The organism is Ramlibacter sp. Leaf400 (genome assembly GCF_001424545.1).
GTDB lineage: Bacteria > Pseudomonadota > Gammaproteobacteria > Burkholderiales > Burkholderiaceae_C > Ramlibacter.
On sequence record NZ_LMQL01000015.1, the window covers coordinates 122,132 to 146,231 of the forward strand.

The following is a 24,100-nucleotide window of genomic DNA, read 5'->3' on the forward strand; positions in this document are numbered from 1 at the left end:
ATCCGTCGTCCTCGCGAAGGCGGGGACCCAGCGCAGCGCGCTGACGAGGCCGGGTATGAAAGCGGAAGCCCTGGATTCCCGCCTTCGCGGGAATGACGCGAGTCGTCGTCCCCGCGAAGGCGGGGACCCAGCGCGGCGCGCCGACGTGGGCCGGGTATGAAAGCGGAGGCCCTGGATTCCCGCCTTCGCGGGAATGATGGGAATTTTTGTGGTCCTCGCCGGGGCCGCCCGGGGGCGGGCGAATGCCGCTCAGGCCAGCGCGAGCGACCAGGCCGTCTTCTGCCAGGCGATGCGTTCTTCGCGCAGCAGGTGGGCCGATTGCGGGAAGTGGCGCGCCCAGTCGGGCGGCACGGTTAGGCGAAAGCCGGCGCCCTTGCCGGCGAGCACCAGCCCCTCCAGCTCGGGATCGCGGCGGGCGTGGCACAGGATGACGGCCAGCCGCAGGCACAGCAGCTGCTGCACGAAGCGCTCGTCGCCCAGCTGGCCCTCCAGCTTGCGCAGCTTGCCGCGGTGGCCCAGGACCAGCATGCCCAGGCGGTGCAGCTCGGGCTGCGCGAAGCCCGGCGCATCGGCGTTGTCCAGGATGTAGGCGCCGTGCTTGTGGGCGTCGCTGTGGGAGATCAGGCTGCCGATCTCGTGCAGCATAGCGGCCCAGCGCAGCTTGCGCTCGTGGCGCGCGAGCCGGTCGCGGTCGTCGGCCGCGCCGCGCAGCTGGCGCAGCAAGTGCGCGGCGACGTCGCCCACGCGCCCGGCCTGGGCCAGGTCCACGCCGAAGCGGGTGGCCAGGCGCTGCACGGTGGTCGAGCGCACGTCGCCGCTGGCCTGCTCGCGGTCGAGCAGGTCATACAGCACGCCGTGCCGCAGGGCGCCGTCGGCCGGCTGCATGTGCTGGATGTCCAGCAGGTCGAACACCGCCAGCAGCACCGACAGCCCGCCGCCGATCACCGGGCGGCGGTCGTCCTTCAGGCCTTCGAGCCGCACCCGGTCGGCGTGGCCGGCGGCCAGCAACCGCTCCATCAGCCAGGCGAGGCCCCGGCGCGAGATGCCGGGCCCCTGGCCCGCGGCGGCCAGGATGTCGCCGATCGCGCCTATGGTCCCGGAGGAGCCGTAGGCCAGGTTCCAGTGGCCGCGCGCGTAGCGGCCCTCGGCGTCGTCCAGGATGGCCTGCGCCGCGACCTCGGCGCGCTCGAACGCGGCCTCGCTGAACTCGCCCTCGGGGAAGTAGCGCATCGACCAGGCCACGCTGCCCACGCGGTAGCTCTCGGTCACCTCGGCCTCGTACTGGTGGCCCAGGATGAGTTCGGTGGAGCGCCCGCCGATGTCCACCACCAGGCGGCGCTCGTCGGACTGGGGCAGCAGGTGGGCCACGCCCTGGTAGATCAGGCGCGCTTCCTCGCGCCCGGAGATGACCTCGATGGGAAAGCCCAGCACGCGGTGCGCGCGGGCCAGGAACTCGTCGCGGTTGCGCGCCTCGCGCAGCGTCTGCGTGGCGACCGCGCGCACCTGGGAGCGCTGGAAGCCCGCCAGCCGCTCGGCGAAGCGGGCCAGGCAGTCCAGGCCGCGCGCCATGGCCTCGGGCGTCAGGTTGCGCGCCTCGTCCAGCCCCGCGCCCTGGCGCACCGTCTCCTTCAGGTACTCGACCCGCTGGATCTGCCCATGGTCGTGGCGGCCGATCTCCAGCCGGAAACTGTTGGAGCCGAGGTCCACCGCGGCCAGGAGTGTTCCGTTCTGCATGCGAAATCCAGCATAGCAAACGGGTTGCTCTTCGATGGGGTGCTTTTCAGCCGACGACGCGGCCGTCCTGAGTGAGCAGGGTCTGGGTGACGAAGCCGCCGCTGCGCCGGCGCGCGTCGAAGCTCACGCGAAAGCCCCCCACGTCCAGCGTCGTGCGGCGCTGGAAGGCGGCCAGCGCGACCTGGCGGGTAAGCGGGCCCTCGATCTCGGACAGCACCTCGTGCGTGTAGCGGGCCGCGATGAAGCCGGCCAGCGACAGCGGGGCCGGTGGCTCGTCGAACAGCCTCGCGAGCGTCTCGCGGTAGGCGCGCACCACCGGCAGGGCGGCCGTCACCATCGGCACGGCCTGCGTGGCGATGACGGGCGTGCTGCGGGTGCCGCCCACCTGCGTGAGGGTCTGCAGGTTCACGTCGGCCAGCGCGACCAGGTAGCGCTGGCGCTGCTGCCGGTCCAGGCCCTGGGTGAACTGCACCAGCTCCGGCGTTCCGCCGACGAACAGCAGGATGGCCGGCGTGCCGGGCGTCAGGCGCTGGCCCATGCGGTCGAGGTCGCCGTCGGCCCGGAAGGTCTGCAGGCGCAGCTTCAGCTCGGCGGCGACCCGCTCCACGTCCTCGCGGTACTGGCGGAAATCGGCCGGCGTGGCGTAGACCGCGCCGATGTCCTGCACACCCACCGCCGTCAGCGAGCGCAGCGCATGGCCGATCTGCTCCTGGCGGGCGGCGAAGATGGGGAAGGTGCGGTCGTCCACCGCGAGGCTGGAGTTCTGCAGCCAGGGCGCGGCGTGGGCGATGGCGAGGTTGTCCTCGCGCAGCAGCCGCGCCACTTCGCTGGCCACGGGGTCGCCCGCGCTGCCGGAGAGCACCACGCCGGCAGGGTTGTCGCGCACCGCCGCCAGGGCGGCGCGCACGCCGGCCGTGCTGCCGTCCACCTCCAGCGCGAGGTGCGTGACCGGCCGGCCGCGCAGGCCGCCGCGGGCGTTGATGTCCTGCCAGGCCGCGCGCGAGCCGACCAGGAAGTCCTTGGAGACGTCCTGCTGGGCCGCCGAAGTGTCGATGATCTGCGCCACCGTGACGGGCTTGCCGGCGGCGCGGCCCGGCTGGGCGAAGGCGGCGGGCGCCGCCAGGGTGGCGGCGGTGGACAGCAGCAGCGCGCGGCGCCGCGGCGCGATCGGAGCGCGCGAGTTCATGGGTAGGGTCCTTTGTTGTTGTTGTTGTTCGCAGGCGCGGGGCAGGCCCCGCCGGGGGTCAGCGGCGGGCGGGCGCCGGCGGCGTCAGCACGCGGTCGACCGTGTGCACCACGCCGTTGGTGGCGGCGATGTCCGACGTCTGCACCATGGCTTCCTCCACGATCAGGAAGGTGCCGGCCTTCGACAGGGCCACGCTGGCGCCCTGGGCGGTCCTGGCGTTGCCGACCTTGGCATCGGCGGCCGTCACGCGGGCGGGGAGCACGTGGTAGCTCAGCACTTCCTTCAGGCGGGCGGGGTTCTGGCCCAGCTCCTCCAGCGTCCTGGCCGGCATCTTGGCGAAGGCCTCGTTGGTCGGCGCGAACACGGTGTAGGGGCCGGCGGCGTCGAGCGTCTCCTTCAGGCCCGCCTTTTGGACCAGGCCGTTGAGCGTGGACAGCTCGGGATCGCGGGCGATGGTGTCGGCCACGGTGGCGGGGCCGGACAGGCTGGCGCAGGCGGAGAGCAAGGCGGCGCTGGAGAGCGCGAGGATGAGGCGACGGGTGGACATGAAACTCCTCCGGAAAGTGTTGTTGGAAACGGCCGCGAGCGTAGGCAGGGGCCGTGACGGGACAGTGACGGGTCCATGACGCATCGATGACGCCAAGGCCGGGCTGGCGGCCGGGCGGGGATCTGTCACGCGCCTGTCACGAAGCCTTCCTACAGTTCCCGTCATCCCCAACCGGATCAGGAACTCAACCATGATGAACTTCTACCGCGTCGCCGGCCTTGGCCTGGTCTCCCTGTCGTTCGCCGGCCTGGCCTCGGCCCAGGACGTCACCGGCGCCGGCGCCAGCTTCCCGGCGCCGCTGTACGCCAAGTGGGCGGCCGACTACAACAAGGCCACCGGCGTGAAGATCAACTACCAGTCGGTCGGCTCCGGCGCCGGCATGCGGCAGATCGAGGCCAAGACGGTCGACTTCGGCGCCTCGGACGCGCCCCTGAAGGACGAGGAACTGGCCAAGAAGGGCCTGATCCAGTTCCCGACGGTCGTCGGCGGCGTGATCCCGGTGGTGAACATCAAGGGCGTCGGCCCCGGCCAGCTGCGCCTGAACGGCCAGGTGCTGGGCGACATCTACCTGGGCAAGGTCACCAAGTGGAACGACGCCGCCATCAAGGCGCTGAACCCGTCGCTGAACCTGCCCGACGCGGCGATCGCCGTGGTGCGCCGCGCCGATGGCTCGGGCACCAGTTTCGCCTTCACCAACTACCTGAGCCAGGTGAACCCCGAGTGGAAGTCCAAGGTGGGCGAGGGCACGGCGGTCAACTGGCCGACCGGCGCGGGTGGCAAGGGCAACGAAGGCGTGGCCGCCTTCGTGGGCCGCCTGCCCAACGCGATCGGCTACGTGGAGTACGCGTACGTCAAGCAGAACAAGATGACGTACGCGCTGATGCAGAACGCGGCCGGCCAGTTCGTCGCCCCCGACGACAGCGCCTTTGCCGCGGCGGCCGCGAACGCGGACTGGAGCAAGACCTTCCACCAGATCCTGAACAACAAGCCGGGTGCCCAGGCATGGCCGATCACCACGGCCACCTACATCATGATGCACAAGGTGCAGGACAAGCCGGCGCAGGCCGCCGCCACGCTGAAGTTCTTCGAGTGGGCCTACAAGAGCGGCGACAAGACAGCCCAGGACCTGGACTACGTGCCGATGCCGGCCAACGTGAAGGCCCAGATCGAGAAGCTGTGGGCCACCGAGCTGAAGGACGGTTCGGGCAAGGCCGTCGCCACCCGCTGAACCCACCAGGGCGGCCCCGCGCCGCCCGTTTTCGACAAAGGGAAGGACCGACGTGTCCTCTACACTGCCGGCCCATGAGGCCGTCCTCGAGATTCCGCGCGATGGCTCCCGCGGGGAGCGCACGATGAGTTCGCCTCCCCCCCGGCGGCCGGCCTTCGGCGGCGCGTGGGTCGACACGCTGTTCGGCTGGGCCGCGCGGGGCGCGGCCCTCGTCACGCTGGCCCTGCTCGGCGGCATCATGGTCTCGCTCTTCATCGGCGCCTGGCCGGCGATCGAGGCCTACGGGCTCGGCTTCCTGTTCAGCACCACCTGGGACCCGGTCGCCAACGAGTACGGCGGCCTGGTCATGATCTACGGCACGGTGGCCACCTCGCTGATCGCGCTGGTGATCGCGGTGCCGGTCAGCTTCGGCATCGCGGTGTTCCTCACCGAGCTGTCGCCGGCCTGGCTCAAGCGCCCGCTGGGCACCGCCATCGAGCTGCTGGCGGCCGTGCCCTCCATCGTCTACGGCATGTGGGGCCTGCTGGTGTTCGGCCCCATCCTCGCGCAGTTCGTGCAGCAGCCGCTGCAGTCGCTGCTGGCGGGCGTGCCCTGGCTGGGCGCGCTGGTGTCGGGGCCGCCGGTGGGCATCGGCATCCTGTCGGCCGGGATCATCCTGGCCATCATGATCATCCCGTTCATCGCCGCCGTGATGCGCGACGTCTTCGAGGTCACGCCGCCGATGCTCAAGGAATCGGCCTATGCGCTGGGCTCGACCACCTGGGAGGTGGTGTCGCGCGTCGTGCTGCCCTACACCAAGGCAGGCGTGGTGGGCGGCATCATGCTGGGCCTGGGCCGCGCGCTGGGCGAGACCATGGCGGTCACCTTCGTCATCGGCAACTTCAACCAGCTCAACTCGCTGTCGCTGTTCGAGCCGGCCAACAGCATCACCTCGGCGCTGGCCAACGAGTTCGCCGAGGCGGCCAGCGGCCTGCACCAGTCGGCCCTGATCTACCTGGGACTGGTGCTGTTCTTCATCACCTTCGTGGTGCTGGCCCTGTCCAAGCTGCTGCTGTCGCGGCTGCGCAAGGGCGAGGGGACCAAGTCATGAGCGGCGGCACGGGAACGGGCGAGCGCCTGATCGCCGCGCACGATGCGGCCACCGCGCGCGAGCGCCGGTACGCGTCGCGCAAGCGCCTGAACCGCGTGGCGCTGGCGCTGTCGCTGGCGGCGATGGCCTTCGGCGTGTTCTGGCTGCTGTGGATCCTCTGGGAGACCGTGCGGCTGGGCATCGGCGGCCTGGCCTGGGCGACGCTGACCCAGATGACGCCGCCGCCCAACGAGGCGGGCGGCATCGCCAACGCCATCTACGGCTCCTTCCTGATGGTGATGATCGCGACCTTCGTGGCCACGCCCATCGGCATCCTGGCCGGCATCTACCTGGCCGAGTACGACCCCAGGGGCTGGCTGGGCTCGACCACGCGCTTCGTCAACGACATCCTGCTGTCGGCGCCGTCCATCGTGATCGGCCTGTTCATCTACGCGGTGGTGGTGGCGCGCTTCAAGCAGTTCTCCGGCTGGGCCGGCGCGATGGCGCTGGCGCTGATCGTGATCCCGGTGGTGATCCGCACCACCGAGAACATGCTGACGCTGGTGCCGTCCGGGCTGCGCGAGGCGGCCTACGCGCTGGGCGCGCCCAAGTGGAAGGTCATCACCAGCATCACGCTGCGCGCCGCCCGCGCCGGCGTGGTCACCGGCATCCTGCTGGCGGTGGCCCGCATCTCCGGCGAGACCGCGCCGCTGCTGTTCACGGCGCTCAACAACCAGTTCTGGACCTCGGACCTGTCCGAGCCCATGGCCAGCCTGCCGGTGACCATCTTCAAGTTCGCGATGAGCCCCTACGAGAACTGGCAGCAGCTGGCCTGGGCCGGCGTGTTCCTCATCACCGCGGCGGTGCTCGGCCTGAACATCCTGGCCCGCGTGCTGACCCGCAACAAGCTCTGACCTTCTCCAAGAGGCAAGCAAAGACATGAATCCCATCGTCCCCGCGCCCGCCAAGATCTCGGTGCGGAACCTGAACTTCTTCTACGGCCGCTTCCACGCGCTCAAGGGCATCAACCTGGAGATCCCGGAGAAGAAGGTGACGGCCTTCATCGGCCCCTCGGGCTGCGGCAAGTCCACGCTGCTGCGCACCTTCAACCGCATGTACGAGCTCTACCCCGAGCAGCGCGCCGAGGGCGAGATCGTGCTGGACGGCGAGAACCTGCTGACCTCGCGCAAGGACGTGGCCCTGATCCGGGCCAAGATCGGCATGGTCTTCCAGAAGCCCACGCCGTTCCCGATGTCGATCTACGAGAACATCGCCTTCGGCGTGCGCCTGTTCGAGAGCCTGAGCGCGACCGACATGGACGAGCGGGTCGAATGGGCGCTGCGCAAGGCGGCGCTGTGGAACGAGGTGCGGGACAAGCTGGAGCAGAGCGGCGCCGGCCTCTCGGGCGGCCAGCAACAGCGCCTGTGCATCGCCCGCGGCATCGCCATCCGGCCGGAGGTGCTGCTGCTGGACGAGCCCTGCTCGGCGCTGGACCCGATCTCCACCGCCAAGATCGAGGAGCTGATCGCGGAGCTGAAGGACGACTACACCGTGGTCATCGTCACGCACAACATGCAGCAGGCGGCCCGCTGCAGCGACTACACCGCCTACATGTACCTGGGCGACCTGGTGGAGGTGGGCGAGACCGAACAGATCTTCTTCAAGCCCAAGCGCAAGGAGACCGAGGACTACATCACCGGCCGTTTCGGCTGACGGAGAGCCACATGCCCGACAAGCACCTTTCCACCCAGTTCGACAGCGAGCTCAACGGCGTCTCCTCCCGCGTGATGGAGCTCGGCGGGCTGGTCGAGGCGCAGATCCGCCAGGCGATCTACGCGCTGGCGCAGTTCAACGCCGAGGCCGCCTCGCAGGTGCTGAAGACCGAGAACCGCGTCAACGCGATGGAGGTGGACATCGACCGCGAGCTGTCGTCCATCATCGCGCGGCGCCAGCCCACCGCGCGCGACCTGCGCCTTTTGATGGCGATCTCCAAGACCACCGCCAACCTGGAGCGGGTGGGCGACGAGGCCGCCAAGATCGCGCGCATGGTGCGCTCCATCATCGACAGCGGCTCGGCCCGCGCGCTGCCCGCCTCCGAGCTGCGCGTCGCCGCCGACCTGGCCTCGGGCCTCCTGCGAAAGGCGCTCGACGCCTTCGCCCGGCTGGACACCGCGACCGCGGTGGCCATCCTCAAGGAGGACGACCTGATCGACAAGGAGTTCGACGGCTTCGTGCGCAAGCTGATCACCTACATGATGGAAGACCCGCGCACCATCTCGGCCAGCCTGGACCTGCTGTTCCTGGCCAAGGCGATCGAGCGCATCGGCGACCACGCCAAGAACATCGCGGAATTCATCATCTACGTGGTCAAGGGCGCCGACGTGCGCCACACCTCGCTGGAGCAGATCGAGTCCGCCCTGAAGTAGAAGGCCGATGAAGAACATCCCCCGCGTGCTGCTGGTCGAGGACGAGCCCGCCATCGCCGAACTGGTGGCCGTGAACCTGCGCCACAACGGCTTCCAGCCGATCTGGGCCGAGGACGGCGATGCCGCGCAGCGCGAGCTCGACGCCGTGCTGCCCGACGTGATCCTGCTCGACTGGATGCTGCCCGGCCAGAGCGGCCTGGCGCTGGCGCGCAAGTGGCGCTCCTCGGCCCGCACCAAGGCCATTCCCATCCTGATGCTGACCGCGCGTGGCGACGAGCCGGACAAGGTGGCGGGCCTGGACGCCGGCGCCGACGACTACATCACCAAGCCGTTCTCCACCCAGGAGCTGCTGGCGCGCATCCGCGCGGTGCTGCGCCGCCGTGCCCCCGAGCAGGACGCGGAGGCGGTGGCCATCGGCGAGCTGGCGCTGGACGCGGCCACGCACCGGGTCAGCTGGCGCGGCCACCCGCTCAAGGTGGGCCCGACCGAGTTCAAGCTGCTCAACTACCTGATGAAGCATCCGGAGCGGGTGCACAGCCGCTCGCAGCTGCTGGACAAGGTGTGGGGCGACCACGTCTTCATCGAGGAGCGCACGGTGGACGTGCACGTCAAGCGCCTGCGCGAGGCGCTGGGCACGGCCGGCGCGATGGTGGAGACGGTGCGCGGCGCCGGCTACCGCCTGACGGCGCAGCCGCAGGCCGTGGCGCGGGCCGGCTGACGCCGCCGGTCCCTGCACGATGCTCTGGCGAATCTCCAGCTTCCTGCTCTGCCAGGTCGCGGGCGGGCTGGGCGGCTGGCTCCTGGCGCGCGAGCGCGGCGCCATCGCCGGCCTGGTGGCCGGCGGCCTGGTGTGGCTGCTGCTGGACCTGGCGCGCGGCGGGCGCTTCGTGCGCTGGCTGCGCCAGGGCGCCGAGTCGGACCCGCCGGTGGGCGTGGGCCTGTGGGGCGAGGCGGCCGACCGCGTGCGGCGGGCGCTGCGGGCGCGCGAGCGCAGCGCCGAGGAGGCCACCGACAGGTTGCAGGCCTTCCTGGCCGCCATCCAGGCCTCGCCCAACGGCGTGGTGCTGCTCGACCCGGACGGCCGCATCGAGTGGTCCAACCAGACGGCCGCCCACCACCTGGGCATCGATCCGCAGCGCGACCTGATGCAGGCCATCGGCAACCTGCTGCGCGAGCCCGCCTTCAGCGCCTACAACGCCCAGAACGACTACTCGCACGACGTGGTGATCCCGGGCCGCGACACCGCGCCGGGGCGGCCGCTGCGCCTGTCGGTGCAGCTGCACCCCTACGGCCAGGGCCGCAAGCTGCTGCTCTCGCGCGACGTGACCGGCGTGGAGCAGGCCGAGACCATGCGGCGGGACTTCGTGGCCAACGTTTCGCACGAGATCCGCACGCCGCTGACCGTGCTGGGCGGCTTCATCGAGACGCTGCAGAACCTGCCCTTGTCGCCGGCCGAGCAGACGCGCTATCTGGCGCTGATGGCGCAGCAGGCCGGCCGCATGCAGACGCTGGTGAGCGACCTGCTCACGCTGTCGCGGCTGGAGGGCAGCCCGCCGCCGGGCGCCGGCGAGTGGACGCCGGTGGCGGCGCTGCTGGCGCAGTGCGAACAGGACGCCCGCGCGCTGTCGGCGGTGCTGGGCAAGTCCTCGCACGAATTCGCCTTCGACGCGCCGCAGGCGATGGAGGTGGCCGGCGCCGGGCCCGAACTGCTCAGCGCCATGTCCAACCTGGTGAGCAACGCGGTGCGCTACACGCCGGTGGGCGGGCGCATCCAGGTGCAGTGGCGCCCGCTGTCCGAGGGGCGGGCCGAGTTCTCGGTGCGCGACACCGGCCCGGGCATCGCCCCCGAGCACCTGCCGCGCCTGACCGAGCGCTTCTACCGCGTGGACCGCAGCCGCTCGCGCGAGACCGGCGGCACCGGCCTGGGCCTGGCGATCGTCAAGCACGTGGTGCAGCGCCATGGCGGCGAGCTGCGCATCGACAGCGCGCCGGGCGCCGGGTCGACCTTCTCGCTGGTGTTTCCGGCCAGCCGGGTGAGGACGCTCAGGCGGTCGCCGGGCGCCGCAGACGCACGACCCGCGACAGCAACGCCATGAAGACCGCCGCGGTGAGCGCCAGGGCCAGCGCCGCCGCGCTCCAGAAAGCCCCCGGCGCCTGCAGCGCCGGCCATGGCCCCAGGCCCCGGTAGGCCAGCAGGTAGCCGCCGCCCAGGCCCACGCCCCACAGCAGCACGCAGTAGACGAGGAGCGGCCGCGCGGCCACGCCGTAGCTGCGCAGCAGGAAGAAGCACATGCCCTGGGTGGCGTCGGCCAGGTGGTACAGCGCCACCCACAGCAGCAGCGTGCCGGCCAGTGCCACCACCTGCGGGTTGTCGCCGGCGTACAGGCGCGCGATCCCCTGGTGCGACAGCGCGATCAGCAGCGCGGAGCCGCCGGCCAGCAGCACCGCGAGCTTGAGCCCGGTGCGCAGCGCCGCGCGGGCGCCGCGCTCGTCGCGCGCGCCCAGCCACCAGCTCACCCGCGCGCTGGTGGCCAGGCCCAGCGACAGCGGCATCATGTAGAGCACCGCCGCGAGGTTGCTCGCGATCTGGTGGCTGGCGGCGGCCACCGTGCCCTGGCGCGCGATGAAGAGGGCCATCAGCGTGAACGATGTGACTTCCACGATCACCGCCAGCGCCGTCGGGATGCCCAGCCGGGCGAAGGCGCGCAGGGTCGGCCCGTGCGGCGGCTCGATGCGCCGCCAGATGGCGTAGGGGGTGTAGAGCGGGTGGGTGCGCAGCAGCCCCGCCGCGAGCACCACCAGCAGCCAGTAGACGATGACCGTGGCCCAGGCGCAGCCGGCCAGTCCGAGGGCGGGGACGCCCAGGCCGCCGAACGTGAGCCAGATCGACAGCGGCACCTTGAGCGCGAGCGAGCCGATCTGCAGCCAGGTCACCAGCGTGGGCCGGCCGAGCGCCTGGTTCAGCGTCGACCAGGCCCGGAACAGCAGGGCGGGCGGCAGCGCGAGCGCCAGCACGCCCAGGTAGGCCTTGACCTGCTGCTGCAGCTCGGGCGGCACGTCGGCCCAGCGCAGGAGCGGGTCGGGATGGAGCAGGGCGGCCAGGCCCGCCACCATGGCGATCGCGCACAGGTAGCCGGCCTGGCGCACCGAGCGCCCGACCTCCGCGTGGCGGCCGGCGCCGCGCAGCTCCGCCCACACCGGCAGCTGCGCCTGCACCAGGGCCTGCAGGCCGACGAAGATGCTGATGAAGACCGCCGAGCCGACCGACAGCGTGGCCAGCGCCTGCGGTGCGTAGCGGCCGGCGATGGCCGTGTCGGCCACGCCGAAGGCCATGGTGGCCAGCTGGCCCACGAGCACGGTGCCCGCATGGCGGGCGATCACGCGCAGCTCCGACATCAGCCGCCGCGCTTCTGGTGGCGGTAGAGCAGGACGTTGTCGCGCGCGTCGGTAGGGCGGCGCACGGTGGCCTGCAGCCGCCACTGCTTCATGTCCATCGCCATCGAGGCGGACGCCTGGTACTCGGAGCCGACGATCAGCCAGGGGCACTGGCTGCGCGGCCCGGCCGAGCGCAGCTCCAGGCCGCCGTGGAAGCTCAGGGCCGCGATCTGGCCGCGGCTGAGGCCGAACACCTCGGCGCAGCCGGGCTGGTCCATGGACTGGCGGATGCCCTGCACCACGGGGCGGTGGCTGCGGGCGTAGTCGAGCACTGGCAGCCACAGCGTCATCATCAGCAGCCAGCACAGGGCGGCGCCGGCGGCGGGCAGCACGAAGCTCTTCCACAGCGCGGCCTGGTGGCGCCCGGCGCGCCAGCGCACCAGCCAGCCCCAGGCGACCGTGCCGCCCAGCGCCGCCGCGAAGGCGATCAGCGAGAAGGTCGGCTCGAAGCCGGCCGCCAGCCGCGCGACGTTGGCCGCCGGCTTGGCCGGCACGCCGGTCTGCAGCGAGACCCACACGACCCAGATCACCACCGCGCAGCCGCTGAAGAACAGCAGGGTGAACCAGTCGATCAGCGACGACACGCTGCGCCTCAGGGTGGGCAGTGCGAACACGGCCAGCGTGGCCAGCGCCGGCAGGCCCAGCAGCAGGGAGCGGTCGGACGAGTGCGTCAGCAGCGTGGAGACGATGGCCACCATCGTGAACCACAGCGGCAGCGCGACGTGGCGCGCGCCGAGCTGGCGGCGCCAGCGCCACACGGTCCAGGCGGCCAGCGGACCGGCCGGCCAGGTGAACCACAGCAGCAGGCGCAGCGGCGCCTTCAGCTCGCGCTCGGCCGGCGAGTCGATGCGCCAGCGCCAGAGGTCCAGGGCGCTGGCCAGGGCGGCCGCGGCGATCGACGCGGCCACCAGCAGCGCCACCCACAGCCACTGGCTGCGGCGCGAGCGCCCCTCGGGCGGTTCGTCCAGCAGGGTGGCGGCGGCGCTGCCCAGCCCCAGCAGGACGGCGGTGGAAGGCGCCCCGGAGAGCGCCAGCCCGACCAGGCCGACCACCGAGGCCGCCAGCGGGGCCGCGATGCGGTACGGCAGTGCCGCCGCGCCGAAGAAGGCCAGGGCCGAGAACCCCAGCTGCGCCAGCGCGGGCGTGGTCTCGTGCGAGAGCTGCGCCAGCCCCAGGCAGGCGATCAGCGCCAGCACGCCGCCGTCGGCGATGGCGCGGGCGTAGTCGGTGGGATGGGCCTCGCCGCCGAAGGCGAAGGGCACGGGCTGGGCGCGCGGCGTGCGGGCCAGGTAGTAGATCGCGTACCAGGTGGCCAGCAGCGTCAGGGCCAGCAGGCCGGCGAAGGGCAGGCGGGCGGCGAAGTCCGGCGCCAGCCAGCCCGGCGCCAGCTTCATCGCCCAGGCGCCCAGCCAGTAGGGCAGCAGCGCGTCGAACTCGGGCGGCTGGCCCAGCAGCGTGGGGGCCAGCCAGCCGGCGCGGCCCACGGCCAGCTCGTACATGTAGCCGAACGCGGTGACGTCGGCGTTCTTCCAGGGGTCGCGGCCGACGAAGCCGGGGATGACGTAGGCCGCGCAGAACAGCAGCAGGGCCAGGCGCGGCAGCCGCCGCACGGCGCTCTGGGCGACGATCGCGGGGGTCGGCTGGTTCACGCGGGCGGGGGGTTCATGGGCCGGGGTGCCGCTCTTGGGGCACCAAGAAAAAGGGCAGCGCGGTCACCCGTGCTGCCCCTCTCGCGCTTGGCGTAGCCGGCTTACTTGACCGCCGTCTTGCCGAAGCGGTTGCGGAACTTCTCGACCCGGCCGCCCATGTTGTCCACCGACTTCTGGGTGCCGGTGTAGAAGGGGTGCGACTCGCTGGAGGTGTCCAGCTTGAAGAGCGGCAGCTCGCGGCCGTCTTCGGTCTTGCCCATCTCCTTGGTGCTCACGCAGGAGCGGGTGACGAACTTGAAGCCGTTGGACAGGTCCACGAACAGCACGTCGCGGTAGTTCGGGTGAATGCCTTCTTTGGCCATTTGATGATCCTTCCAGGTCGGTGCGGGAGCCGGTCCAGAAAAAGTCTGGGCTACTTGCCGCAAAAGCCCACGATTATAGCCGGCCGCAGGCTCAGCCGCCGCGGCGCATCATGTCGAAGAACTCGACGTTGGTCTTGGTGGCCTTCATGGACTTGAGGACCATCTCCATCGCCTCGATCTCGTCCATGTTGTACATGAACTGGCGCAGGATGCGGGTCTTCTGCAGGATCTCGGGGGCCAGCAGCAGCTCTTCGCGGCGCGTGCCCGAGCGATTGAGCTGGATGGAGGGGAACACGCGCTTTTCGTACAGGCGGCGGTCCAGGTGGATCTCGCTGTTGCCGGTGCCCTTGAACTCCTCGAAGATCACTTCGTCCATGCGCGAGCCGGTGTCGATCAGCGCGGTGGCGATGATGGTCAGCGAGCCGCCTTCCTCCACGTTGCGCGCCGCGCCCAGGAAGCGCTTGGGCCGCTGCAGGGCGTTGGCGTCCACGCCGCCGGTGAGCACCTTGCCCGAGGAGGGCACGACGTTGTTGTAGGCGCGGGCCAGGCGGGTGATGGAGTCCAGCAGGATCACCACGTCCTTCTTCAGCTCCACCAGGCGCTTGGCGCGCTCGATGACCATCTCGGCCACGTGCACATGGCGGGCGGCCGGCTCGTCGAAGGTGGAGGCGATGACCTCGCCCTTCACCGAGCGCTGCATCTCGGTCACTTCCTCGGGCCGCTCGTCCACCAGCAGCACCATCATGTGGCTGTCCGGGTAGTTGGCCGCGATGGCGTGGGCCATGTGCTGCATCATCACCGTCTTGCCGCTCTTGGGCGGGGCCACCAGCAGGGCGCGCTGGCCTTTGCCGATGGGCGCGATGATGTCGATGATGCGGCCGGTGACGTTCTCCTCGCCCTTGAAGTTGTCCCGCTCCAGTTTCATCTGCAGCTTGGGGAACAGGGGCGTGAGGTTCTCGAACATCACCTTGTGCTTGTTCTGCTCCGGCGGGCCGTCGTTGACCTTGTCCAGCTTGGTCAGCGCGAAGTAGCGCTCGCCGTCCTTGGGCGTGCGCACCTCGCCTTCGATCATGTCGCCGGTGTGCAGGTTGAAGCGGCGCACCTGCGAGGGCGAGATGTAGATGTCGTCGGTGCTGGCGGTGAAGCTGGTGTCCGGGCTGCGCAGGAAGCCGAACCCGTCCGGCAGGATCTCCAGCACGCCGTCGGCGAACACCTGCTCGCCGGCCCGCGCGCGCTTCTTGATGATCGCGAACATCAGCTCCTGCTTGCGCATGCGGCCGGTGTTCTCGATTTCCAGTTCCTCGGCTTGCTTGAGGACTTCGGAGACGTGGAGCGCCTTGAGTTCGTTCAGATGCATGGCTGCGGCTGCGGTGGGTGCACCCCGGCGGGGCTTGTTGTGGGAGTTCTTGGGGGGAAGGTCTCTCGCGAGGCTAGAGGCGCCCTGCAGACCGGAAGCTTGAGCTGACGCGCCGCGCGCGGCAGGTCAGCGTTGGGGGGGATTATAGGGGAAGGGGCTAGGGGCTAGGGGCTAGGGGCTAGGGGCTAGGGGCTAGGGGCTAGGGGCTAGGGGCTAGGGGCTAGGGTTTTCGGGGGGCTTGGCTGTTCCCTAGCCCCCAGCCCCTAGTCCCTAGCCCCTCTGATCAGCAACTCGCTACGCGAGTTGCTGATCGAGGAACGCCGTCAGCTGCGCCTTGCTCAGGGCGCCCACCTTGGTGGCCGCCAGCTGGCCGCCCTTGAACAGCATGAGCGTGGGGATGCCGCGGATGCCGAACTTGGCCGGGATGTCGCGGTTCTCGTCCACGTTCATCTTGGCGATCTGCAGCTTGTCCTTGTAGGTGGCGGACACCTCGTCGAGGATGGGCGCGATCATCTTGCAGGGGCCGCACCACTCGGCCCAGTAGTCCACCAGCACCGGCTTGTCGGCTTTGAGGACGTCGGCTTCGAAGCTCGCGTCGGAGATGTGCTTGATGAGATCGCTGGCCATGGGAAGGTTCCTTTCTTGTGGGCGGACGTCTGGCTCGCTCCAGTTCGATGCATTTTCACAGAATCCAAGGGCCCGCACCGGCGGCGGGGCCGGGGCGCAGGCTATGGACGAGATAGCGAAGACCCGCGTGCGGCGAGCCGGCACAATCCCGGCTCCGATGACAGCGTTCCAGCCCTCATGAAAGCGGCGCAGCCGCGCCCGCCCCGCAGCCTGGGCGCCTACCTGGCGATTTCCTTCTCCCTGATGTCGGTGCTGCTGGCAGTCGTCCTGAGCGCCGTCGGCGCGAACACCGGCAGCCGGCAGGTGCGCATCGACATCGGCAACCGCCTGTCGGACCTGGCGCACCAGACCGCCAGCCGCCTCGACCGCGCGATCTACGAACGCTATCGCGAGGTCCAGCTGATGGCCGGGCGCATCGGGCGCATGGACGACCGGGCCCAGGTCGCGCGCGAGATCGAGGCCCTGCGGGCGAGCTACCGGCACTACGCCTGGCTGGGCCTGACCGATGTCTCGGGCGTGGTGCGCGTCGCCACCCAGGGCATGCTGGAAGGCGTGGACGTCTCCGGGCGGCCCTGGTTCAAGGAGGCGTTGGCCGGCCGGCACCTGGGCGACGTGCACGAGGCCGTGTTGCTGGCCAGGCTGCTGGCCCCCGAGGGCGGCGGCGAGCCGCCGCGTTTCTTCGACGTGGCCTTCCCCGTGCACGACGCCAGCGGCGCGCTGGTGGGCGTGCTGGCCGCCCACGTGTCCTGGAACTGGGCGCGCGATGCGCGCGCGACCATCTTCACGCCCGTCGACCGGCACAGCACGGTGGAGCCGCTGATCGTCTCCAGCGGCGGCACGGTGCTGCTCGGGCCGGAGGCGCTGCAGGACCGGCGCCTGGAGCTTTCCACCCTCGCGCGCGCCGCCAGCGGCGACAACGGCCACGACGTGGAACGCTGGCCCGACGGCAACGACTACCTGGTCGGCTACGCCCGCACGCGCGGCTTCGAGCAGTCGCCCGGCATGGGCTGGTCGATCCTGGTGCGGCAGGAATTGCGGCAGGCCCACGAACCGGTGCAGCAGCTGCGGCTGCACCTGATCGTCTGGGGCGTGGTGATCGCGCTGCTCTTCAGCCTGGTGGGCTGGCTGGCCGCCCGCAACATCACCCGGCCATTGCTGCAGCTGGCCCGCGGCGCGCGGGCCATCGAGGAGGGCGGCGCGCCCTCGCTGGTCGTGCCGCCTTCGGCCTACCGCGAGGTGCACGTGCTGGGCGGCGCCCTGCAGTCCCTCATGCAGAAGCTGCGGCACAACGAGGCCGAGCTGCGCGAGCTGAACGCGGGCCTGGAGCGGCGCGTGGAGGAGCGCACCGCCAAGCTGCGCCTGGCCTTCGAGCGCGTGCGCGCCAACGAGAGGCGGGTGCAGGTGATCCTGGAGTCGGCGCAGGACCCGTTCTTCGCGGTCGACCTGCAGGGCCGGGTCATCGAGTGGAACAGCCGGGCCGAAAGCCTGTTCGGCTGGACCCGCGAGGAGATCGTCGGCAGGCAGCTGGCCGACACGCTGGTGCCGCCGCGCTACGCCGGGACGGTGCACAAGGCGCTGCAGCAGTTCCACCAGGGCGACCGGTCGGCGCTGGTGCACGAGGCCTTCGAACGCATCATGGTCGACCGCTACGGGCGCGAGATCTCGGTGGAGACCAAGGTCGGCCTGGTGGACACCGGGCCCGACCGCTTCTTCGCCGCCTTCGTGCACGACATCTCGCAGCGCAAGGAGGTGGAGCGGCTCAAGAGCGAATTCGTCTCCACCGTCTCGCACGAGCTGCGCACGCCGCTGACGGCGATCCACGGCTCGCTGCACCTGCTGCAGCTGGGCATGGCGGGCGAGCTGCCCGACGACGCCAAGGAACTGGTGACGCTGTCGGTCCAGAGCTGCGACCGCCTGGTGCGGCTGGTCAACGACATGCTGGACCAGGAGAAGATCGCCTCGGGGCGCATGCAGTACATGATGGAGCCGTGCGAGCTGCGGCTGATCGCGCGGCAGGCGCTGCGCGACGTGCAGCCGGTGGCCGATGCGGCCGGCGTCCAGCTGGTGCTGGAGGAGGGCCCCGAGGCCACGGTGCTGGGCGATCCCGACCGGCTGCTGCAGGTGGCGATCAACCTGGTGGCCAACGCGGTCAAGTTCTCGACGCGCGGCGGCACGGTGCACGTGGGCGTCGCCCTGGTCGACGGGACCGCCCGGTTCAGCGTGGTCGACCAGGGCTCCGGCGTGCCCGAGAGCTTCCGCTCGCGCGTGTTCGAGCGCTTCGCGCAGGCCGACGCCTCCGACCGCCGCCAGCGCGGCGGCACCGGCCTGGGCCTGAGCATCTGCCGCGCCATCGTCGAGGCCCACCACGGCCGCATCGACTTCACCAGCGAGCCGGGCGTGCGAACCGAGTTCTTCTTCGAGATCGCGGCGTCGTCGCCGGCCTGATCGATCAGCCGCCCAGGCCGCGGCGCTTCATGGCGCCCCATTGCGACTCGCGCTGCGCGGCCCAGCGGTACAGGCCGACCAGGCGCCACCAGCTGTTGAGCTGGCGGTAGCCGAAGTTCTCCAGCACGACCACCAGCGCCAGCACCACCAGGTGGCGCGTGCGCGGATAGACGTGGAACGCGATCTCCTCCAGCAGCAGGCCGGAGGCCGACAGCAGGATGCCCAGCCCGATGGCCAGGAACAGGAAGACGGCGAAGGCCTGCCAGGAGACCAGGCCCGAGGCGAACGCGAAGGCCATGAAGACGTAGCCGCCCAGTTCCACCAGCGGGCCCAGCCACTCGAAGAGGACCATGAACGGAAAGGCCAGCCAGCCGGGCGTGCCGCCCCGCGGGCTGGCCATCAGCCGCCAGTGCGCGACCAGGCTCTCGGCCAGGCCGCGCTGCCAGCGGATGCGCTGGTTGGCCAGGGTGCGGCGGTCCTCCGGCACCTCGGTCCAGCACACCGGGTCGGGCACGAACTCGATGCGGTAGTCCACGCGGCGCTCGCGCAGCAGGCGGTGCAGGCGCACCACCAGCTCCATGTCCTCGCCGATGGTCTGGGGCCGGTAGCCGCCCACGTCGACCACGGTGCTGGTGCGGAACACGCCGAAGGCGCCGGAGATGATCAGCATGCCGCCGATCTCCGACCAGCCCAGGCGCCCGAACAGGAAGGCGCGCAGGTACTCCACCACCTGCAGCAGCGCCCAGCCGTTGCGGGGCAGTTCCACCTTCGTCAGCAGCCCGGCCTGAACCTCGCAGCCGTTGGCCACGCGCACCGTGCCGCCGCTGGCCACCATGCGCGGGTCGCGCAGGAAGGGGCGCACCACCCGCCGCAGGCTGTCGCGCGCCAGCAGCGAATCGGCATCGACGCCGCAGAACAGCGGGTGCCGCGCCAGGTTGATGCCGGCGTTGAGCGAATCGGCCTTGCCGCCGTTCTCCTTGTCGATCACGCGCAGGTTGGGGTGCGAGCGCGAGCGCCACACGCCGCGCACCGGCCTGGTGGGCAGGCGCGGGTTGACCGCCTCGGGGAACAGGTAGAGGTCGAACTCCGCGCGCAGCACGTCCAGCGTGGCATCGCGCGAGCCGTCGTTGATGACGACGATCTCGAACTCCGGGTAGGACAGCTGCAGCATCGAGCGCAGCGACGCCGCGATGGTGGCCTCCTCGTTGTAGGCCGGCACCAGCAGGCTGATGGCCGGCTCCAGCCCGGTGAAGGGCTGCGGCAGCTCGTCCAGCACCTTCTGCTGCAGGTTGCGCCGCAGGCTGGCCAGGGCCAGCAGGTTGAGCGACAGGTAGCCCAGGTTGAGCAGGACGAAGTAGCCCAGCACGAACCAGGTGACGAAGTCGACCAGCAGATGCCCGCTCATGCTTCGCTCCGCTCGGCGATCACCTGCGCCAGCACCGGGGCGCCGGTGCCGCCGGCCTCTTCGAGTTCGACGAGGTGGTCGGTTTCGACGAAAGGCAGCGCGGACAGGGTGCGCGCTGCCGCCAGGCGCACTTCGAAGCGCGGGTCCTCCAGCCGCCGCTCCAGCGCCGGCTGGTCGCCGGGCAGGGCCAGCCCCTCCATCGCGCGAATGGCCGCCTCGCGCACCGGCCAGGCGGGATGGTCCAGGAGTTCGGCCACCCGGGTCGTCATGGTCCTGCTGGTGGCCAGCGGCAGGGCGGCGCAGATCACGGCCGGCGCCTGGTCCGGGCGCAGCATCGGCAGCAGCGCGGTGTCGGGCAGCACCAGGCGCAGCGCCCGCGCGAGCTGCAGGCCGCGCATCGCCTGGAAGGGCGGCGCGCCGGGCAGGGCCCGCACCAGCAGCAGCCAGAACGCCTGCCGAGCGCCCGAGAGGAAGTCGCCGACCCGGCTCACGTCCCAGTCGGCGCGCCCGAGCAGCAGCGGCAGCAGCTGCCGCGCCGCCTCCAGCGGATCGAGCTGCACCAGCGCGCGGGCCGCCGTCACGGACAGGAGAGCGTCGCGGCTGCGCGAGGCCCGCAGCAGCGGCACCCAGGCGGGTTGCCACTGCAGCCGGCCGAGCGCGAGAGCCGCCATCACCCGCTCGGTGCCCGAGCCGCGCTCCAGCAGCCGCCCGGCCCAGCGCGGGGCTTGCACCGCGAGGGCGGCGTCGTTCAGCCGCTTCGAGGCGTCTCCCCGCAGCGATTCGTGCAGGTACAGCCACAGGCGAAGGAACGACTGGCGGTCGCGCCGGCGCAGCCGCGGCAGGGCCGGCGCATCGGCGGCGTCTTCGGCCGTGACGGCGGCCAGCAGGGCGGGGCGCCACTGCTGCACGAAGGCGCGCCACCGGGCTTCGCCCCGCCGGGTGGCGGTGCGCAGCGACAGGATCAGGGCGGCCAGCACGGCCACCATGACGCCGGAGATGACGCCGGCCCAGGCCGCCAGGATCAGGTGGGGATCAGAAAGCCAGTTGAAGTCCAAGCGTCGCGCCCGAGCGGGTGTAGAAGTCGCCCTGCCGGGTCCGGTTGACGCCCCACACCAGCCAGCGGCCGGGCGCCAGCCCGTGGCGCCCGGTGAGCGCCAGCGACCGCACGTCGGCCAGCACCACCCGGCCCGCGCCCAGCTGCGTGGCTTCGTCCCCGCGCGAGGCGATCACGCCGACCGAGCTGTCCTCGCCGTAGTACCAGTGCCCGCGCAGTTCGACCGTGTCGGCGCCCTGGCCCAGCGCACGCGCGGGGCTCCAGGCCGCCAGCACGCTGAAAGGGCCGGTGTAGTGCTCCAGGGCCAGCCGCAGCTGGTTCACCCGGGCGTTGTCATAGCGCGTGTGGCGCGCGCCTGCGTGCGCCAGCCAGCGGTCGGCGAATTCGTACTGCAGGTTGCCGCCCAGGGCGTAGCGCGCCAGCACGTGGTGGCTGGGGCTGGCATTGCCCTGCACGGCGCCGGTGAGGCGCGGGCCGAGCGCCGCGCTGTAGCCGGCCTGCAGCTGGGTGTCGTCCTGGCCGAAGCGGCGGGTGCGCAGCAAGCCGATTTCGGCGACCTCGCGCACGCTCCAGTGGCGGCTGAGCTGCACGCCCGCCTCGTTCCAGTCGGCCAGGCCCCGGTCCAGCCGGTGGTGGTCGGCCAGCAGCAGGATGCGGTCCTGCGGTGGCTGGGAGGGCGCCTGGGCGCCCGCGGCGGACGCCAGGACCAGCAGGCCCAGGGGCAGCGCGGCGCGGATCACGCCGGCGACCGCACCAGGCGCCGCAGGCGGGCCAGCAGTTCGTTGGGCTGGAAGGGCTTGACCACGTAGTCGTCGGCGCCGGCCTCCAGGCCGCGGACCACGTCCTTCTCCTGCGTCTTGGCCGTCAGCATGATGACCGGCACCCTTTCCCAGCCCGGCTGGGCGCGCAGCAGGCGCACCAGCTGGAAGCCGTCGTGGAAGGGCAGCATCACGTCCAGCAGTGCGCACGCCGGCGGCGGCATGGTCTCGATCAGCTCCTTGCCCTGGCGGCCGTCGGTGGCGAGGTGGACCTCGAAGCCGTTGCGCGCCAGCATGAACTGCAACAGGTGGGCCACGTGCTCGTCGTCCTCGACGACAAGCACGGGCAGGCGGGGGATCGGTTTGTCGTCGGCCATGGCTGCTGTCGCGCGAAAAGTGGACGGCACTCTAGCATCCCGGGCCGTCACCGCCGGCCGTTCGCACGGGTGCGGCGGTGGGGGTTTTTTCCTAAGGGCGCCGCCTTCAGAACTGCTGGCGGTAGTAGAGGGTCGGGTTGCCGTCCTTGCGGCGCAGCATGATGCGGGCCCCGTTGTCCAGTTGCAGGCCGATGGCCCGCAGCTCGGTGGCGAAGCTCTTGCGGTTGGCGATGCGCATCTCCAGGCGGGCGCCGAACAGCGGCTCGCGGTCCTGGATCATCCTCAGGGCGTCGGGCTCCGGCGGCGCGACACGCTTCCAGGCCGAGATGTCGATGGTGCGGTCACCGCCCAGCGGCTGGCGCCACTGCAGGGCGACGTCCTGCCCGGCGGGTGCGGGCCGTTGCGAAGCGATGGGAGCCACCAGGGTCAGGGACAGCTGCGGAAGCGGCGGATCGCCCGGCGACTGCGCCAGGCAGCCGCCGGCGACAAAGCCCAGGACCATCGCCCCCCAGCGAACGGGCGACAGCCTTCCACGGTGCGAGCAGTCCATTCGGCGCATCGCTTTCGACCTCCCTGATCTGCCAGGAAGTGTCGAGATGGCCACGGCCGAGCCTTGTGGGACGCGTCGGTCAGACGCTGTCAGCCTCAGCCACCGCCCCGTGAGCGCCGGGCACCAATGGCCGCGTCAGGAACGCTGCGCCCTCGGCGGCCGCACTCGCGCCGCCACCTCCTCCACCAGCGGGCCCAGCACCTGCGGGTCGATCGGCTTGACCAGGTGGCGGTCGAAACCGGCGTCCTGCGAGCGCTGCAGGTCCTGCGGCTGGCCCCAGCCGGTCACCGCCACCATCAGGCGGCGGTCGCCGCCCGGCTGGCGCCGGATCTGGGCGCAGGCCTCGTAGCCGGTCAGCTTGGGCATGCCGATGTCCAGCAGCACCAGGTGCGGATCGAACGCCGCGGCCGCCTGCACCGCCGCCTCGCCGTCGTTCACCTCGCGGACCTCGTGGCCCATCTCGGACAGCAGCGCGGCCAGCGTCTCGGCGGCATCGACGTTGTCGTCGGCCACCACGATGCGCAGCGCCGCGGTGGCGGACGCGGGCGCTGCCGTGGCGACCGGCGCCGCGACCGGCAGGTCGGCCTTGGACAGCGGCAGGTGCACCAGGAAGCGGCTGCCGCGGCCGGTGCCTTCGCTCTGCGCCTTGATGTGGCCGCCGTGCATCTGCACCAGGCGCTGGGTGAGCGACAGGCCGATGCCCAGCCCGCCGCGCGAGCGCGAGATCGCAGATTCCACCTGCGAGAACATCTCGAACACGTCCTCCAGCCGCTCGGGCGGGATGCCGATGCCGGTGTCGCGCACGGTCACCACCGCCTGGTCCTTCTCCACCAGCACGCCCAGCTCGATGCGGCCGCCGGTGTCGGTGTACTTGATCGCGTTGTTCAGCAGGTTGGTGAAGGCCTGCGCGAGGCGGGTGCGGTCGGCGTCGACCAGCAGCTTGCGATCGGGCAGCAGCACGGCCAGCTCGTGGCCGCTTTCCTGCGCCAGCGGGCGGATCGCCTCCAGCGCGTCGGCCAGCACGTCGTTCAGCGCGATCACCTCGCGCCGCAGCTCGATGCGGCCGCGGCTGATGCGGCTGACGTCCATCAGGTCGTCGATCAGGCGGCTGAGCGAGCGCACCTGGCGGTCGATCAGCTCGGACGCCCAGCCCACGCGCTTGGCGTCGCCCGGCGCGCGCTTGAGCAGCTCCACCGCGTTGCGCACGGGCGCCAGCGGGTTGCGCAGCTCGTGCGCCAGGGTGGCCAGGAATTCGTCCTTGCGGCGGTGCGCGTCCAGCAGGCGCGCCTCGCTCTGCTCCAGGTCGCGGGTGCGCTCCATCACCCGGCGGTCGAGCGATTCGTTCAGCTCCGAAAGCCGCGTCTCGGCGCGCCGGCGCTCGGCCACCTCGCCCAGCAGCAGGCGGTTGGCGGCTTCCAGCGCGCGGCCGCGCCGGTGCAGCTCGGCGAACACCGCCACCTTGGAGCGCAGCACGGAAGGATTGACCGGCTTGTGCAGGTAGTCGACCGCGCCGGTGCCGTAGCCCTCCAGGATGTGCTGGTCCTCGTTGTAGTACGCGGTCAGGAAGATGATGGGGATGCGCGCAGTCTTCCTGCGCTCCTTCACCAGCTGGGCGACCTCGAAGCCGTTCATGCCCGGCATGCGCACGTCCAGCACGAGGACGGCGAATTCCTCCGCCATCAGGGCGAGCAGGGCCTCCTCGCCGGAGGTGGCCCGCACCAGGCGGTAGCCGGGGTCGTCCAGCACCGTCTCGAGCACCGCCAGGTTGCGCGGCTCGTCGTCGACGATCAGGATGTTGACGGTGGGCGAAGGCGACTCGGCCCCGTCGAAGAACTGCGAGGCGGAAAACTGGGAGGCGGGAAACTGGGAGTCGCTGGGGGTGTTCACTTCG

Annotated in this window: 22 protein-coding genes; 8 read left to right on the forward strand and 14 right to left on the reverse strand. The window is 71.3% G+C overall.

Translation table 11 applies throughout. The annotated features are described in order from the left end of the window. Positions 1 to 249: 249 nt before the first annotated feature. The 3 genes from ppx to ASG30_RS21705 are packed head-to-tail and all read right to left on the reverse strand — an operon-like array spanning position 250 to position 3,467. Positions 250 to 1,734: an exopolyphosphatase gene (gene ppx / locus ASG30_RS21695; RefSeq protein ID WP_055902160.1), complete on the reverse strand. Its 1,485-nt coding sequence runs from the start codon at positions 1,732 to 1,734 to the stop codon at positions 250 to 252. A gap of 46 nt (positions 1,735 to 1,780) precedes the next feature. Next, entirely contained in the window at positions 1,781 to 2,920 is a 1,140-nt protein-coding gene (locus tag ASG30_RS21700; RefSeq protein WP_055902163.1) for an ABC transporter substrate-binding protein, read from the reverse strand. A 58-nt stretch (positions 2,921 to 2,978) separates the two neighbouring features. Further along, the gene (locus ASG30_RS21705; protein WP_055902164.1) at positions 2,979 to 3,467 is read right to left on the reverse strand and encodes a fasciclin domain-containing protein; all 489 of its coding nucleotides are present in this window, start codon (positions 3,465 to 3,467) and stop codon (positions 2,979 to 2,981) included. Positions 3,468 to 3,657: 190 nt separating this feature from the next. Between ASG30_RS21705 and pstS the strand changes: the two genes are divergently transcribed. The 7 genes from pstS to phoR all read left to right on the forward strand — a co-directional run bounded on the left by pstS (position 3,658) and on the right by phoR (position 10,286). Beyond that, positions 3,658 to 4,695 carry a phosphate ABC transporter substrate-binding protein PstS gene (pstS, locus tag ASG30_RS21710; RefSeq protein ID WP_055902167.1) on the forward strand — a complete coding sequence of 346 codons (1,038 nt, stop codon included), beginning with the start codon at positions 3,658 to 3,660 and terminating at the stop codon, positions 4,693 to 4,695. Between the two features lie 124 nt (positions 4,696 to 4,819). After that, entirely contained in the window at positions 4,820 to 5,785 is a 966-nt protein-coding gene (pstC, locus tag ASG30_RS21715; protein ID WP_156385653.1) for a phosphate ABC transporter permease subunit PstC, read from the forward strand. Beyond that, complete coding sequence (pstA, locus tag ASG30_RS21720) at positions 5,782 to 6,678, forward strand: phosphate ABC transporter permease PstA (RefSeq protein WP_055902171.1); 897 nt, start codon at positions 5,782 to 5,784, stop codon at positions 6,676 to 6,678. The genes pstC and pstA overlap by 4 nt, the downstream gene beginning before the upstream one ends. 25 nt (positions 6,679 to 6,703) lie before the next feature. Continuing rightward, complete coding sequence (gene pstB / locus ASG30_RS21725) at positions 6,704 to 7,477, forward strand: phosphate ABC transporter ATP-binding protein PstB (RefSeq protein ID WP_055902175.1); 774 nt, start codon at positions 6,704 to 6,706, stop codon at positions 7,475 to 7,477. 11 nt (positions 7,478 to 7,488) lie between these two features. After that, positions 7,489 to 8,190 carry a phosphate signaling complex protein PhoU gene (gene phoU, locus ASG30_RS21730; RefSeq protein WP_055902179.1) on the forward strand — a complete coding sequence of 234 codons (702 nt, stop codon included), beginning with the start codon at positions 7,489 to 7,491 and terminating at the stop codon, positions 8,188 to 8,190. A 7-nt stretch (positions 8,191 to 8,197) separates the two neighbouring features. After that, complete coding sequence (gene phoB, locus ASG30_RS21735) at positions 8,198 to 8,908, forward strand: phosphate regulon transcriptional regulator PhoB (RefSeq protein WP_055902182.1); 711 nt, start codon at positions 8,198 to 8,200, stop codon at positions 8,906 to 8,908. A 19-nt stretch (positions 8,909 to 8,927) separates the two neighbouring features. Beyond that, a complete protein-coding gene (gene phoR / locus ASG30_RS21740) occupies positions 8,928 to 10,286 on the forward strand; it encodes a phosphate regulon sensor histidine kinase PhoR (RefSeq protein ID WP_055902185.1) in 1,359 nt (452 codons plus the stop codon). On the opposite strand, the gene ASG30_RS21745 is transcribed toward phoR, so the two are convergent. From ASG30_RS21745 to trxA, 5 genes are all read right to left on the reverse strand, one after another. Then, positions 10,234 to 11,586, reverse strand: coding sequence for an MATE family efflux transporter (locus ASG30_RS21745; RefSeq protein ID WP_055902189.1), 1,353 nt, complete (start codon positions 11,584 to 11,586; stop codon positions 10,234 to 10,236). The two genes, phoR and ASG30_RS21745, sit on opposite strands and share 53 nt — an antisense overlap. Beyond that, a complete protein-coding gene (locus ASG30_RS21750) occupies positions 11,586 to 13,274 on the reverse strand; it encodes a hypothetical protein (RefSeq protein ID WP_055902192.1) in 1,689 nt (562 codons plus the stop codon). Before ASG30_RS21750 ends, ASG30_RS21745 begins: the two co-directional genes overlap by 1 nt. A 101-nt stretch (positions 13,275 to 13,375) precedes the next feature. Continuing rightward, positions 13,376 to 13,636 carry a type B 50S ribosomal protein L31 gene (locus tag ASG30_RS21755; protein ID WP_055902195.1) on the reverse strand — a complete coding sequence of 87 codons (261 nt, stop codon included), beginning with the start codon at positions 13,634 to 13,636 and terminating at the stop codon, positions 13,376 to 13,378. A gap of 91 nt (positions 13,637 to 13,727) precedes the next feature. Beyond that, a complete protein-coding gene (rho, locus tag ASG30_RS21760; RefSeq protein ID WP_055902198.1) occupies positions 13,728 to 14,993 on the reverse strand; it encodes a transcription termination factor Rho in 1,266 nt (421 codons plus the stop codon). A 294-nt stretch (positions 14,994 to 15,287) separates the two neighbouring features. Then, positions 15,288 to 15,620, reverse strand: a complete 333-nt coding sequence (gene trxA, locus ASG30_RS21765) for a thioredoxin TrxA (protein ID WP_055902201.1) — start codon at positions 15,618 to 15,620, stop codon at positions 15,288 to 15,290. Between the two features lie 177 nt (positions 15,621 to 15,797). On the opposite strand from trxA, the gene ASG30_RS21770 reads away from it, so the two are divergent. Then, the gene (locus ASG30_RS21770) at positions 15,798 to 18,065 is read left to right on the forward strand and encodes a HAMP domain-containing histidine kinase (RefSeq protein ID WP_055902205.1); all 2,268 of its coding nucleotides are present in this window, start codon (positions 15,798 to 15,800) and stop codon (positions 18,063 to 18,065) included. A 4-nt stretch (positions 18,066 to 18,069) separates the two neighbouring features. Here ASG30_RS21770 and ASG30_RS21775 read toward each other — a convergent pair whose 3' ends face one another. The 6 genes from ASG30_RS21775 to ASG30_RS21800 form a co-directional block, all read right to left on the reverse strand. Beyond that, entirely contained in the window at positions 18,070 to 19,470 is a 1,401-nt protein-coding gene (locus ASG30_RS21775; protein WP_200947338.1) for a glycosyltransferase family 2 protein, read from the reverse strand. Then, the gene (locus ASG30_RS21780; RefSeq protein ID WP_055902208.1) at positions 19,467 to 20,525 is read right to left on the reverse strand and encodes a HEAT repeat domain-containing protein; all 1,059 of its coding nucleotides are present in this window, start codon (positions 20,523 to 20,525) and stop codon (positions 19,467 to 19,469) included. The genes ASG30_RS21775 and ASG30_RS21780 overlap by 4 nt, the downstream gene beginning before the upstream one ends. Continuing rightward, entirely contained in the window at positions 20,503 to 21,264 is a 762-nt protein-coding gene (locus ASG30_RS21785) for a YaiO family outer membrane beta-barrel protein (protein WP_055902211.1), read from the reverse strand. Before ASG30_RS21785 ends, ASG30_RS21780 begins: the two co-directional genes overlap by 23 nt. Continuing rightward, entirely contained in the window at positions 21,261 to 21,659 is a 399-nt protein-coding gene (locus ASG30_RS21790) for a response regulator (protein WP_055902214.1), read from the reverse strand. Before ASG30_RS21790 ends, ASG30_RS21785 begins: the two co-directional genes overlap by 4 nt. A 106-nt stretch (positions 21,660 to 21,765) precedes the next feature. Next, the gene (locus ASG30_RS21795) at positions 21,766 to 22,218 is read right to left on the reverse strand and encodes a hypothetical protein (protein ID WP_235579869.1); all 453 of its coding nucleotides are present in this window, start codon (positions 22,216 to 22,218) and stop codon (positions 21,766 to 21,768) included. Positions 22,219 to 22,344: 126 nt separating this feature from the next. Further along, positions 22,345 to 24,096 carry an ATP-binding response regulator gene (locus ASG30_RS21800; protein ID WP_055902220.1) on the reverse strand — a complete coding sequence of 584 codons (1,752 nt, stop codon included), beginning with the start codon at positions 24,094 to 24,096 and terminating at the stop codon, positions 22,345 to 22,347. Positions 24,097 to 24,100 lie beyond the last annotated feature (4 nt).

What these genes read in the sequence shown, in the direction of transcription:
- rho (WP_055902198.1), bottom strand. Translation starts at nt 14,993, where the DNA reads ATGCATCTGAACGAACTCAAGGCGCTCCACGTCTCCGAAGTCCTCAAG.
- ASG30_RS21775 (WP_200947338.1), bottom strand. Translation starts at nt 19,470, where the DNA reads ATGAGCGGGCATCTGCTGGTCGACTTCGTCACCTGGTTCGTGCTGGGC.
- ASG30_RS21755 (WP_055902195.1), bottom strand. Translation starts at nt 13,636, where the DNA reads ATGGCCAAAGAAGGCATTCACCCGAACTACCGCGACGTGCTGTTCGTG.
- ASG30_RS21795 (WP_235579869.1), bottom strand. Translation starts at nt 22,218, where the DNA reads ATGCGCCGAATGGACTGCTCGCACCGTGGAAGGCTGTCGCCCGTTCGC.
- ASG30_RS21770 (WP_055902205.1), top strand. Translation starts at nt 15,798, where the DNA reads ATGAAAGCGGCGCAGCCGCGCCCGCCCCGCAGCCTGGGCGCCTACCTG.
- trxA (WP_055902201.1), bottom strand. Translation starts at nt 15,620, where the DNA reads ATGGCCAGCGATCTCATCAAGCACATCTCCGACGCGAGCTTCGAAGCC.
- phoB (WP_055902182.1), top strand. Translation starts at nt 8,198, where the DNA reads ATGAAGAACATCCCCCGCGTGCTGCTGGTCGAGGACGAGCCCGCCATC.
- pstC (WP_156385653.1), top strand. Translation starts at nt 4,820, where the DNA reads ATGAGTTCGCCTCCCCCCCGGCGGCCGGCCTTCGGCGGCGCGTGGGTC.
- ASG30_RS21705 (WP_055902164.1), bottom strand. Translation starts at nt 3,467, where the DNA reads ATGTCCACCCGTCGCCTCATCCTCGCGCTCTCCAGCGCCGCCTTGCTC.
- ASG30_RS21790 (WP_055902214.1), bottom strand. Translation starts at nt 21,659, where the DNA reads ATGGCCGACGACAAACCGATCCCCCGCCTGCCCGTGCTTGTCGTCGAG.
- pstB (WP_055902175.1), top strand. Translation starts at nt 6,704, where the DNA reads ATGAATCCCATCGTCCCCGCGCCCGCCAAGATCTCGGTGCGGAACCTG.
- pstS (WP_055902167.1), top strand. Translation starts at nt 3,658, where the DNA reads ATGATGAACTTCTACCGCGTCGCCGGCCTTGGCCTGGTCTCCCTGTCG.
- phoR (WP_055902185.1), top strand. Translation starts at nt 8,928, where the DNA reads ATGCTCTGGCGAATCTCCAGCTTCCTGCTCTGCCAGGTCGCGGGCGGG.
- ASG30_RS21745 (WP_055902189.1), bottom strand. Translation starts at nt 11,586, where the DNA reads ATGTCGGAGCTGCGCGTGATCGCCCGCCATGCGGGCACCGTGCTCGTG.
- phoU (WP_055902179.1), top strand. Translation starts at nt 7,489, where the DNA reads ATGCCCGACAAGCACCTTTCCACCCAGTTCGACAGCGAGCTCAACGGC.
- pstA (WP_055902171.1), top strand. Translation starts at nt 5,782, where the DNA reads ATGAGCGGCGGCACGGGAACGGGCGAGCGCCTGATCGCCGCGCACGAT.
- ppx (WP_055902160.1), bottom strand. Translation starts at nt 1,734, where the DNA reads ATGCAGAACGGAACACTCCTGGCCGCGGTGGACCTCGGCTCCAACAGT.
- ASG30_RS21700 (WP_055902163.1), bottom strand. Translation starts at nt 2,920, where the DNA reads ATGAACTCGCGCGCTCCGATCGCGCCGCGGCGCCGCGCGCTGCTGCTG.